We start from the raw sequence: 12274 nt of genomic DNA, 5'->3' as shown, positions 1-12274 counted from the left end.
GCCGTCCAGTCGCCGCATCGCCCTCATTCTTTCGCCCCCAATCCGTAGCGAAACGCGTCAGCGTTTCGCCCGTCCGTCGGCCGCCGCCCGACCCTCGCCCTTCCGCCGCCCGCCACTCTCCTCGTGACCGCCTTCGCCCGCCTGCTCCGTTCGAAAACGTTCGTCTGGATTGTCCTCATCCTGCCCGGTCTCTGGCCCGCGTGGCCGCTCTTCGTGCGCCAGGATTCCAGCGCGCTGGCCGATCCGCTTAAATTCATTCTGCACCACCTCGGCTTCGTCGCCTGCCTGTTGCTCGTCACCGTTCTCACCTTCAGCCCGCTGCGCGTGCTCTTCCCGCGTTCGCCCGTGGTGCAGGCGCTCAACCGCCACCGCCGCCTCGTCGGCGTGAGCGCGTTCGTTTACGCCGCGCTGCATTTCACCACGCATCTCCTTTACGAAGGCGGCGCCCACCCGGCCAATCTCCCCGGCATTTTTCGCAACGTTCTCGACAAACCCTTTCAACTCACCGGCCTGATTGCGTTGACCATCCTTCTCCTCCTCGCAGTCACGAGCCTCCACGCGGCCGTGCGCTGGCTCGGCGGCCGCCGCTGGAAAAACCTCCATCGCCTCGCCTACGTCGCCGCCGCGCTCATCGCTTACCATCAAGCGGCCGCCCGCAAAATTTTCCCCGTGCAGGTCCTCTGGATCTTCATCCCGCTCGTCGTCCTCGAGCTCCTCCGCCTCTGGAAAACGCATCGCCCGCGTCCCGCCCCCGCCGCAGCGCGTCCTTGATTCGCGTCCCGCTCCCGCAGGCTCCGGCCCCTGCTTGCTGCCCCGCAGGTTCTTCTGTGTGGGCCGGGGTGCCCTCACCCCGCAACACCACCCGCGCCGCCGCCTCCTCACCGCGTCACGTCCGCCAGAAACCACGCCAGCGCGAACGTCGTGATCTGTCCGCCGGGCCCCGCCAGATTATATTCAAACGCGTGCGTCGCCCACGGCAGCGACACCAACGCGTGCCGCACGCCGTTCTCCCGCAACCGCGCGGCGAGCCGCACGCTGTGCCGATACCACACGAGCGTATCGAGTTCGCCATGCAGCAACAACGTCGGCGGTGCCGCGGGCGTCACGTGCAGCAACCCGCTCGCGCTCGCATAATTCGCCGGCACCTCCTTCGGCGTGCCTCCGAGAAAATTCCGCAACAACGCCGGCGATTTCAACACGTCGTCTTCGCGCGCATAGGTATAGCCGAAAAATAAATCGTTGGGCGCATACAACGCCACCACGCCACACACCCCCGGCTCCGCGTTTTCATACGCCACCGCCTCCACGATCTGCCCGCCCGCCGAGCGACCGAACAGCACCAGCTTGCGCGCATCGACGCCCCACGCCGCCGCGTGCGCGCGCACAAACGCCAGCGCCGCGCGCACATCCTCCGCCTGCGCCGGCCAGCGATGCGCCGGCGCCAGCCGGTAATCGATCGCCACCACCGCGTAGCCCTGCCGCGCCAGCCAGCGATCAAGCGACGCGATCTCCGTGCGCTTCCCGCCATTCCACCCGCCGCCGTGCACGACGATCACACACGGCGCCGGCGTCCGGCCGATCGCCCGATAAAAATCCAGCTTCAATCCCGGCGCGAATTCATGCGTTTCCACCGGCACCGCACCTGGGTCGCCGCGCCCCAGCGCCGCCACGGAAAACGGCCGCGCGTCGACCTCCGCCGGCCCCAACGTCCGCGCCAACTCCGCCGGCAACACCCGCGCAATCCGGGCCGCATCCCAACACGGCCGCAGCAAGAGGGCCGCCGCCGCCACCCCAATCACCGTCACGCTCGCTTGCCAGCCCAGCCCGACGCCCCGCGCACACCACGCCGCCACCACGAGGCCCACGCTCCCCAGCGCCAGCCAATGGCCAAAATTATCCGCGAGCACAGCCAACTGCCACGGCGCCCGGTCCGGCGATGGCACGACCGTCAGCAATCCCACCGCCAAAAACAACCCCGCCACCAGGAGCAAAAAATAGCGTGCCATTTCGTTGAGACCCGCGATTCCGCCGCCCGTGCTCCGCCAGCGCAATCCTCGAACCCCTCACCGCCCCCACACGCCGCGTTCCAGATTTCAAGCTGCCGCCTTGAGAATCCTCGCCCCGCCGCGATCTCCGCCAGAACGCGCTCGCCGCCGGGCCGCGTTTTCCGCAGCGTGCACGGTTTTATGGCTCCCGAACTGTCCGCTCCCGTTGCCCCTGAAGCACCCTGGCGCGCGGGCGTGCGCGGCGCTCGGGCGAACCTCTGGCCCGGCATCGCCCTGCAAATCGGCGCGCTCGCCCTCGTCATCGCGTATTACCGCCACACTCCCACGCGCGAAGCCTTGGAGCATCTCGCCGTGTGGCGCACGCACCTCGGACTCGTCTATAGCATCGTCTCCACCGCGTTATTCGCCGGCGCCATTCCCGTCCTCTACCTCTGGGCCAATCCTGCGACCCGTTCCACCTATAATGTGAAACAGGCCGTCTGGCTGGTGGGGTTCTGGGCCTACAAGGGCGTCGAGATCGACCTCTGGTATCGGCTGCTCGCCCACGTCATCGGCGAAGGCACGGATGCGCGCACCATCATCATCAAGACGTTTCTCGACCAGTGCGTTTACTGCCCGATCTTCGCTGTGCCGCTCACGATGTTCGGCTACGAATTCGCCGCGCTCGGGCTCGACTTCCGCGCCTTCGTCGCCGACGTGCGCGCCGGCTCCTGGTATCGCCGCCGCGTGCTGCCTCCGCTCATCGCCAACCTCGGCATCTGGCTGCCCGCCGTGTGCATCATCTACGCGCTGCCCACGCCGCTCCAGTTGCCGCTGCAAAATCTCGTGATGTGCTTCTTCACGCTCATCCTCGTCCATGTGACCCGCCGCCACGGCTGAACGATTGCGCGGGCCCGCATCGCGCGTCGCCCTTCGCGTCCGAAGTTTTTTCTCGGCCGATTGCTTGTCGGCCGGGTGCCCTCACCCGGCGATCGCCGACCGCGAAACCCGTGCCCCTCTGAATTCCGTCCCATCCGGGCGCAGCGACCCTCCCGCTCCTTCCCGGGAATTTCTGTGTCGGGCTTTGCCTCTTACCCTCCGCCTGTCATGCTCTGCTCCCATGAGGTTGCTCCGTTCACTCGTGATTTTACTCTGCGGCCTGACCACCGCCCTCGCCACGCGCGCCGAATCGCACGTGCAGGCTTCACTCGTCGCCGCTGACACGGGCATCCAGCCCGGACATACGTTCACCGTCGCCCTTCGCCTCGTGCACGAGCCGCACTGGCACACCTATTGGCTCAACCCCGGCACCGGCCTCGCCACCACGATCGATTGGAAACTCCCCGAGGGTTTTCACGCCAGCGCGATCCAGTGGCCCGCGCCGATCGTCATCAAAGACCACACCGGCACGGTCACGGGCAACGGCTACGATGGCGACACGCTGCTGCCCGTCGAGATCACCGCGCCCGCCGACCTCGCCCCCGGCACCACCGTGCAACTCAAGGCGACCGTCGACTGGCTCATGTGCTCGGATGTGTGCATCCCCGGCAGCGGCGACATCTCCCTCACGCTGCCCGTCACCGCCGCCGCGCCCGCGCCTGATGCCACGTGGGGCGAAAAAATTCGCGGCGTCGTGGCCGACCTTCCGCGCCCGCTCCCGGCCTGGCACTTCGACGCCCAACGCACCGGCGACACGATCACGTTGCACGTCACAGGGGACGCCGCCGCAGATCACACGCCGCGCGGCCTGCACTTCTTCGCCGACGACAACCTCATCGCTTACGAACAACCGCAAAACGTCGTCTCGTCCGGTGCTCACATTTTCACGCTCACGCTGCCCGTTTCGCCCGACGGTCCCGCCAATGCCACCGAGCTCCACGGTGTGCTCACCAGTGAAACCGGTTGGCTCGCCGACGGCTCGCTGCGCGGCCTCCGCGTCGACACGCCACTCGCTCACGACGGCGCCGCTCGCAACACCGCCGCTCCCGCCGATCACGGTTCCGAGGCCGGCACCTCCACGTTCGCGTCCCCGTCCTCCACCGGAAGCCTCGGCGGCACCCTCCTCCTCGCATTTCTCGGCGGCCTGATTCTTAACCTCATGCCCTGCGTGTTTCCCGTGCTCGGCCTCAAGATCCTCGGTTTCGTCAACCAAGCCGGCCATGCCCGCTCCCGCGTCATCACCCACGGACTCGTCTTCACCGCGGGCGTGCTGCTGTCCTTCTGGACGCTCGCCGGCGTGCTCGCGGTCCTGCGCGCGGGCGGCGCCAAACTCGGCTGGGGCTTCCAACTGCAATCGCCCGCCTTCGTCTTCGGTCTCGCGGTGCTGCTGCTCGTGTTCGCGCTCAACATGAGCGGCGTCTTCGAATTCGGCCTTCGTGCCACCGCCGTTGGCTCGGGCCTGCAGACGAAGTCGGGGCTCACGGGCTCGTTTTTCACCGGCGTGCTCGCCACGATTGTGGCGACGCCCTGCAGCGCTCCGTTTCTCGCTCCCGCGCTGGGTGCGGCGCTGGCGCTTTCGACCGCCGCCTCCTTCGCCATTTTCACCGCCATCGCTCTCGGCCTCTCCACGCCGTATCTGCTGCTGTCGATTTTCCCGTCGGCGATAAAAATCCTCCCGCGGCCCGGCGCGTGGATGGAAACGTTCAAGCAGTTCATGGCGTTTCCGCTCTATGCCACGGTCGGATATCTCGTGTGGGTGCTCGCCGGCCAAACCTCCGACGATGGCCTGCAAAACGTGCTCTTCGGCCTCGTGCTCGTCGCCTTGGGCGTATGGTTCTACGGCCGCTGGCACGCGCCGGGCACGAGCACCGGCCGCGCGCGCTTCGGCAGCGGCGCCCTGATCGTGTGCGCCGCGCTCGGCCTCTGGCTCGGCTGGCCCGCCCCCGTCGCCGCCGGACCCGCCGGCACGGTCGTGCAAAACGGCCTCACCTGGCAACCGTGGAGTCCGGAGGCCGTCGCAAAACTGCGCGCCGAAAACCGCATCATCTACGTCGACTTCACCGCGCGTTGGTGTGCGACGTGCCAGACGAACAAGCGCATCGTGTTTCACAACGACGAGGTGCTGCAGACCTTCGCCGCGAAAAACATCGCTACGCTGCGCGGCGACTGGACGAACCAAGACCCGCGCATCACCGCCGAGCTCGCGAAATACCACCGCAGCGCCGTGCCCTTCAACGTCGTCTGGCTCCCCGGCCGCACCGAGCCCGTGATCCTCCCCGAACTCCTCACGCCCTCGACCGTCCTCGACGCCGTGCGGCAAAACTGACGCCTTGATCCACATGCCTCCGACCTCGCCTTCCGGTTTCACACCTAAAGAAATCCGTGCGTTCAAAATCTACGCGGTGATCCTGGCGGCGGTGATGGGCGGACTCGCCGTGGTGGCCCCGTCGGGCCCGGGCCGCACCATCGGCGCCCTCTTGGTCATCGTCCTGCTCGGCGTGCCGCCGCTTGTGATCCAAGCGCGCCGGCGGCGGAAGAATCGGCGTTAGAAACCTCTCCGTCAGGCGACGTGGCGCGCCACGTCGGGCTGACGGCGGCGTTGCCGTTGCCAGAGCAGGAGGCCGGCGGCGGCGGACATCAGGCACAAGCCATACGTCGCGGGTTCGGGCGTGGGGCGGATTTCTTCGTTGAACCAGCCGTCGTGGTTGCCGGATACCCACGTGGTCGTCATCCCGTTGTAATTGGTGAACGTGATCTGGTTGAGCGGCGTGTTGCCGAGGTGGTCGCTCGGTCCAAGCGACGCTGTGTTTACCGTGTTGGTCGCATACCAGACGGTGCTTTGCGTGACTTGGTTCGCGGTGCTTTTCCAGTTGTTGACCGTGATGTGGACGCCGGCGTCGATCACCAGGTCGGTGGAAGAGAGGACGGTGCCGTCGGTGCCGTTAAAATCGAGGACGGTGTCGGCGGTGATGTGGATCTTGCCGAAGGTGATTTGAGCGGCACTGGCGAGTGACAGGGTGCCGCCGTTGAGGATCAGTTGCGAGCCGACGCCGGCGTTGAAGCTTTGGTCGAAGACGAGCGTGCCGGCGCCGTCTTTCTGGAAGATGCCGCCGCCGGTGCCGTCGATCGCGCCCGAAAACGTCGTGCTGCCACTCGCGTAATTTGACACGACGGTGCCGCCGCTGGCGATGATCAGCGTCGTGCTGACGGCCGAGTCGAAGGCGCCGGTCTTGAGCGTGGCCGCGCTGCCCACCGAGATCGTGCCGGCGTTGAGGTGCGCGGCACCGGTGGTGTTGGTGCCGGTGCCGTTGATCGCGAGGGTGCCCGAGCCGTCTTTGGTAAGGCTGCCAGTGCCGAGGTTGGTGACGCCGGAAATGGTGATGTTGCCGTTGTTGGCGGTGGTGCCGAAGGTGGCGGCCTGGTTGGCGCTGGTCACGCCGCCGCTCAGGGTGAGCGTGGTGCCGGTGTTGGCGGTGAGGAGGGCGGCCGATTGCAGGGTGACTTGGCCGGCAAAGGTGTTGTTGCCGGCGGCATTGCGCAGGGCGCCGTTGCCGCTGATGCCGGTGCCGTTCAAGGCGAGGGGTTCGGCGCTGGTGGTGAGGTTGCCGTGTGCGGCGTTGCTGAGTTCGAGCGCGCCGCCGCTGCCGGAAACGGTGGTGCCGCCGGTGGCGGCGCCGAGGCCGGCGTTGCTTTGCAGGCTGAGGACGCCGGTGTTGATCGTGGTGGCGCCGCCGTAAGTGTTGGTGCCGGAGACGATGAGGGTGCCGGTGCCGTTCTTGGTGAGGGTGCCGGTGGCGCCGCCGACCGGGCCGCTGATCGTGGTGTTGCCCGAACCGGTGACTTCCAACGCGGTGTTGATCGTGACGGTGTTGTTGAGGGTGAGCAGACCGGCGTCGGACTGGGTGCGGGCGTCGTTGACGACGACTTCGCCGTTCCAGGTGTTGTTGCCGGAGAGGTTGCGCAGAGCGCCGTTATTGCCGTAGCCGGTGTTGTTCAGCGTGAGTTTTTCGTTGGTGACGGTGATGTTGTTGGAGAGCTGCAGGGTGCCGTTGGTGGTGCCGTTGCCGTTGACGAGGGTGGCGGAGGTGTCGGTGCCGTCGGACTGGCCCAGGGCGCTGTTGTTGGTGATGGCGAGGGTGCCGTTGTTGATGGTGGTGGTGCCTTCGTAGCCGGCGTGATTATCGGAGGTGATGGTCATCGTGCCCGCGCCGGTCTTCACGATGGAGCCGTTGTAGATGAGGGCGCCGATGGTGAGGTCGCTGGTGTTGCCGGCGCCGCCGACGAGGTTGAAGGTGCGGGTGGCGTTGGGGACCGGGACGGGGCCTTGGTGGATGGTGAGGCTCAAGGCGCTGGTGCCGGAGCCGGTGATGGTGGCGGTGTGGCCGGCGGAGGCGTTGACGGTGACGTCGTCGTTGAGAAAGAGGCTGCCGGTGGTGCCGAGGTCGATATTGCCGCCGTTAAAGGTGAGGGCGCCGATCGTCTGCGCGGCGAGGAGGCTGAACTGGCCGTCGCTTTTGAGCGTGATCGGCGTGGTGTAGTTCATCATCTCGTCGTAAAGGATCGAGGTGTTGGCCTGGATGGTGAGTTGCGCGGAGTTGGCGGCGCCGGTGCCGTCGCCGATGACGACGGGGCCGTTGATCGCGAAGAAGTTCGGGTGCGCGGGGTCGGCGGGGTAGGTGTTGTAGAGGGTGGCGAGGCTGAGGATGCCGTTGTTGATCTGCGTGGTGCCGGTGAAGGTGGGGTTGTAGTTGTTGGTCATGCGCACGGTGTCGGTCGCGTTGGTCATCGCGATGACGAGGTTGCCGGTGCCGGTGACTTGCGCGTTGATATAGGTGGCGATGTGGTTGGCGGCGGAGGTGGTGCCGGTGAGCGTGAGGGTGTTGGCGCCGAGACTCAGCGTCGTCGGGTCGGTGGGTGTGCCGCTGGGGTCGGAGAGCGCGCGGTTGTAGCGCGTGGTCGTCAGGCCGAGGGCGAGGTAGCCGGTGGCGTTGGTGCCGATCGTGGCGTCGCCGGCGAGGGTGATGTTGCTTTCCCAGCGGTTGTTGCCGCCAGTGCCATAAAGCGCGCCGACACCGCTGACCCCGGTGCCGGAGAGCGTGAGCGTGCCGTTGAACGGAGCCAGCACGCTGTCCAATTGCAGTGTGGCGCCCGAAGCGACGGTAGTGCCCGCGGTGCCACTGCCGAGCGCGTTGACGTTTTGCACTTTGAGCGTGCCTTGGTCGACGAGCACCGCGCCGGTGAAGCCCGGGCTCGCGCCGCTCAGGGTGAGCGCGCCCGCGCCTTCCTTGACGAGGCGGCCGTTGGCGTTGCCGCTGGTGAAGGTGCCCGCGTAGGTCGTGCTCGTGGCGTCGCCGACCGTGAAATCGGTGGCGCCGCCGGGAGAACCGAAAGCGATCACCGCGCTGGAATTAGTGCTGGCGATGGAACCGAGCGTTTGGGCGAAGCCGTTGAGGTTGAGCGTGGGCGTGCCGCCGGCGGTGAATGTCACGCCCGAGGTGCTCGCGAGTTGGTTCGCCGCGTCGAGTCGCACGGTGTCGGTGCCGGTGCCGTCGCCGATCACAAGATTGCCGGCGATGGCGGTGGCCGCGCCGCTCTTCGCCAGCGCGAGGGTGCCGGCGTTGACCGTGGTCGTGCCGGTGTAGGTGTTCGCACTGCTGCCGCTGAAGGTGAGCGTGCCGGCGTCGTTTTTCGTCACCGTGCCAGCGCCCGTGGCGATGCCACCGGTAATGGCAACGTCACCCGCGCCGCCAGCGGTGAAACTGGTGTCGCTGCCGGCGACATCGTTTAACGTCAGGGCGGCGCCCGCATCAGGCGCGAAGGTCGCGCCGCTGGCGGAAAGCGCGACGTCAGCAAACGCGATTCGCGCGGTGCCGCTGGCGACATTGCTGCCGACTGAGATCGTCAACGTCTGCGCGCCTAGTGACAAATTTCCCAGCGTGTGGGTGACGCCAGCGCCGGCGCTGGTGCGATCCGAGGTGATCACCGAGTTGGCGGTGAGCGTGGTGTCGCGACCGAAGTTCAGGGCGCTGTTGTTCGCGAGTTCCAGCGTGCCGCCAGCCAGTGTGAGATCGCCCGCCCCGAGCGCGTTCGCACTCGTCGTGGCGCGCAAGGTGCCGAGATTGACGCTGATCGTGCCGGTAAACGAACTGCTCGACCCGCTCAAGGTGAGCGCGGACGTGGCACTATTTTGCACGAGGCCGGACACGTTGGCGCCGATCGCGGCACTGATGAGGGTGTTGCCACTGCCGGTGCCAGAATTGGTTATGCCGCCACTGTGATTGACGGCGGTGCCGGACAGCGTGAGCCCGTTGCTCGTTGCGCTGTCGTTGTGCAACACGAGATCACCGGTGCCCGCCGTGCCGCCCGCGACAGTGAAAAGTTTGGTGCCGGCGGCGTTCGTCAAGGTCGTGCCGCCGCTGTTCACATTGAGCGCGTTCGTGCTGATCGTGAGAGCGGAGGTGGTGCTGTTCTCGGTGATCGCGGTGACGTTGGAACCGACGCCGCCACTGATCGTGGTCGTGCCCGTGTTGGTCCCTTGATTGGTGATCGTGCCCACGTTGTTCACCGGGTTGACCGAAAATGTGTTGCTGGAACTCGTGCCGCCGCCGTTGACGATGATGTTGCCCGCGCCGGTGATGCCGCCGCTCAGCGTCAGGGCGCGATTCGCACCCGAAGCGAGCGTGAGATGGTTATTGAGCGTGATCGGCCCGCTGAACGTTGAATTGGCGGTGTTCGCGATGGAGAGCGTGCCGGTGCTCCCCGCGGCGACAGTGATCGGATTGGCAAACGTGCCCGCGAGACCGCCGTTCAGCATCGCGTCGGCGCTGCCTGCGCTGTCGCCGATCGTCACCTTGCCGGCGCCCAACGCCGAGGCACTGGTGAGACCGCTGACCGTGCCAGACTTGATCGTGAGATCGCCGGTGAACGTATTGGCACCGCTGAGGTTGAGCTGCGAAGTCGCGCTGTTTTGCACGACGCCCGTGACGTTGGTACCGATCACCGCGCTGATGAGCGTGTTGCCGCTGCCGCTGCCGGAGTTGGTGATGCCGCCCGAATGGTTGACGGAGGTCGTGGACAACGTGACGCCGTTGCTTGTTGCGCTGTTGTTCCGCAAGAAGAGATCACCCGTCCCCGCCGTGCCGCCCGAGACAGTGAAAAGTTTGGTGCCGGCGGCGTTCGTCAAGGTCGTGCCGCCGCTGTTCACATTGAGCGCGTTCGTGCTGATCGTGACGGCGGAGGTGGAGCTGTTCTCAGTGATCGCCGTGACGTTGGAACCGACGCCGCCGCTGATCGTCGTCGTGCCCGTGTTGGTCCCTTGATTGGTGATCGTGCCCACGTTGTTCACCGGGTTGACCGAAAACGTGTTGCTGGAAGACGTGCCGCCGCCGTTGACGATGAGGTTGCCCGTGCCGGTGATGCCGCCGCTCAGCGTGAGCGAACGATTCGCCCCGGACGCGAAGGTGAGGTGATTATTGAGCGTGATCGCGCCGCTGAAAGTGACACTGGCGGTATTGCTGATGCTGAGCGTGCCGCTACTGCCCGCGGCGACGTTGATCGGATTGGTTACGGTGCCAGCGACGCCACCGTTCAATGTCGCATCCGCGCTGCCGCTGGTATTGCCGAGCGTGATGGCCCCCGTCCCGAACGCCGCCGCGACGGTCCCGCTGGCCGTGCCCGACTTGATGGTGACGCCGCCCGAAAACGTATTGGCGCCGCTGAGCGTGAGCTGCGAAGTCGCGCTATCCTGGACCACGCCCGTGACGTTCGTGCCGATCACCGCACTGATGAGTGCCGCCGCTGAACCTGTGCCCGAATTCGTAATCGTGCCGGTGTGATTCACGCTCGTGCCCGAGAGGGTGATGCCGTTGTTGATCGCGCTGTTGTTCTTCACCACGAGATCGCCCGTGCCCGTCGTGCCGCCCGACACGGTCAACAAGGCGCTGCCGCTGGCGTTCTGATTGGTCAACGTCGTGCCGCCGCTGTTCACAGTCACCGCGCCGGTGCTGATGGTGAGTGCGGAGGTGGTGCTGTTCTCGGTGACGCCGGTGACATTCGAGCCCACTCCGCCGGTAACGGTCGCGGTGCCGCTGCCGGTGCCGGCATTCACGATTCGGCCCACGTTATTCACCGCATTTGTGGTAAGGGTGACGCCGCTCGCCGTGGCACTGTCGTTGTGCAGAATCAAATCGCCCGTGCCGGTCACGCCCGCCGACACCGTGAGCTTCTTCGTGCCGGCGCTGTTGATCAACGTCGTGCCGCCACTGTTCACATTTAGTGCGTTTGCGCTGATCGTGAGGGCTGACGTCGTGCTGTTCTCCGTGATCGTCGTGACGTTTGAGCCGACGCCGCCACTGATGGTCGTCGTGCCGGTGTTGGTGCCCTGATTGGTAATCGTGCCGGCGTTGTTGACGGTGTTGGTGGAGAAGGTGACGGCGGCGGAGGAGCCGGAACTGTTCACGATGAGATTGCCCGTCCCGGTAACGCCTCCGCTCAACGTCAGCGACCGGGTGGTGATGGGCGCGAGCGTGAGGTTGTTGGCGAGCGTGATCGCGCCGCTGAAAGTGGTGCTGATGGTGTTGGTGATGCTGAGCGTGCCCGTGCTTCCGCTGACGACGTTAATGGCATTCGTGAACGGCCCCGCCAAACCGCCGCTGAGCGACGCATCGGCGCTGCCCGCGGAATCACCCAGCGTGATCGCCCCTGCACCGAAAGCACCGGCGTTGGTTGCGCCGACGACCGTCCCTGCCTTGATCGTCAACCCGCCGGAAAACGTATTCGCTCCACCCAGCGTCAGGGTGCCCGTGCCAGTCTTGGCCACGCCCAACCCGGAGCCGCCGATAATCGAGGTGATGGTGGCGTTGTTCGCGCCGGTATTGAATTCTGACGTCGCGCCCAGCGTCAGCGTGCTGCCGCTGATGGTGACCGTGCCTTCCTCAAACGTGAGCCCGGCGACGCCCGTGACGCCACCGCTCACCGTCACGACGTAAGGATCGGTCGCATTCGCGCCCGCCGAAAAAGTCGCCTGCCCATTGCCCGCACTCAGCGTTTGCCACGTCGCCGTCGCAGAAGTTCCCGTCTGGTCCGTCGTCCAGTTCGAGGTGGTGTTTTGATCCCAAGTGCCCGCCGCCGTGGTGCCGCCGCTGGAGCCTGCCGTCGCGCCGTTCGTGTCCCAATAGACCGCCGTCTGTGCCCGAAGCTGAACCGAAAACAGCGTAATCAACCCGAACGCAGCCAAGGCACCGCCCCTTAATTCAGAAAACCGGCGGATCGTTCTCAGCGAGGGGTGCACAGAAGAAACTCCGCCGCGCATTATCAACCGTGACCTCGGCCGGTCAACGAGGCGTAGGGGA

The 12274-nt window shown here is 66.2% G+C and carries 6 protein-coding genes; 4 read left to right on the top strand and 2 right to left on the bottom strand.

The window, feature by feature from the left end; translation table 11 throughout:
• Positions 1–123 precede the first annotated feature (123 nt).
• Entirely contained in the window at positions 124–771 is a 648-nt protein-coding gene (locus K0B96_RS00750; RefSeq protein WP_220162699.1) for a ferric reductase-like transmembrane domain-containing protein, read from the top strand.
• A gap of 107 nt (positions 772–878) precedes the next feature.
• Here the strand turns inward: K0B96_RS00750 and K0B96_RS00745 are convergent, their stop codons facing one another.
• Positions 879–2006 carry an alpha/beta hydrolase gene (locus tag K0B96_RS00745; RefSeq protein WP_220162697.1) on the bottom strand — a complete coding sequence of 376 codons (1128 nt, stop codon included), beginning with the start codon at positions 2004–2006 and terminating at the stop codon, positions 879–881.
• A 180-nt stretch (positions 2007–2186) separates the two neighbouring features.
• Here K0B96_RS00745 and K0B96_RS00740 point away from each other — a divergent pair, with 180 nt between their 5' ends.
• The 3 genes from K0B96_RS00740 (at position 2187) to K0B96_RS00730 (ending at position 5473) form a co-directional block, all read left to right on the top strand.
• Positions 2187–2885 carry a hypothetical protein gene (locus K0B96_RS00740; RefSeq protein WP_220162695.1) on the top strand — a complete coding sequence of 233 codons (699 nt, stop codon included), beginning with the start codon at positions 2187–2189 and terminating at the stop codon, positions 2883–2885.
• A gap of 220 nt (positions 2886–3105) precedes the next feature.
• A complete protein-coding gene (locus tag K0B96_RS00735; RefSeq protein ID WP_220162693.1) occupies positions 3106–5250 on the top strand; it encodes a protein-disulfide reductase DsbD family protein in 2145 nt (714 codons plus the stop codon).
• Between the two features lie 13 nt (positions 5251–5263).
• The gene (locus K0B96_RS00730) at positions 5264–5473 is read left to right on the top strand and encodes a hypothetical protein (protein WP_220162691.1); all 210 of its coding nucleotides are present in this window, start codon (positions 5264–5266) and stop codon (positions 5471–5473) included.
• 11 nt (positions 5474–5484) lie between these two features.
• Here the strand turns inward: K0B96_RS00730 and K0B96_RS17510 are convergent, their stop codons facing one another.
• Positions 5485–12144, bottom strand: coding sequence for an autotransporter-associated beta strand repeat-containing protein (locus K0B96_RS17510; RefSeq protein WP_220162689.1), 6660 nt, complete (start codon positions 12142–12144; stop codon positions 5485–5487).
• Positions 12145–12274 lie beyond the last annotated feature (130 nt).

Source organism: Horticoccus luteus, from assembly GCF_019464535.1.
Lineage (GTDB): Bacteria > Verrucomicrobiota > Verrucomicrobiia > Opitutales > Opitutaceae > Horticoccus > Horticoccus luteus.
Note: the sequence above shows the minus strand (reverse complement) of the source record. Positions and strands in the feature narration are given on the sequence as shown.

Bases quoted from the DNA above. Each gene is read 5' to 3' on its own strand.
- K0B96_RS00745 (WP_220162697.1), bottom strand. From the start codon at position 2,006: ATGGCACGCTATTTTTTGCTCCTGGTGGCGGGGTTGTTTTTGGCGGTG.
- K0B96_RS00740 (WP_220162695.1), top strand. From the start codon at position 2,187: ATGGCTCCCGAACTGTCCGCTCCCGTTGCCCCTGAAGCACCCTGGCGC.
- K0B96_RS00735 (WP_220162693.1), top strand. From the start codon at position 3,106: ATGAGGTTGCTCCGTTCACTCGTGATTTTACTCTGCGGCCTGACCACC.
- K0B96_RS00730 (WP_220162691.1), top strand. From the start codon at position 5,264: ATGCCTCCGACCTCGCCTTCCGGTTTCACACCTAAAGAAATCCGTGCG.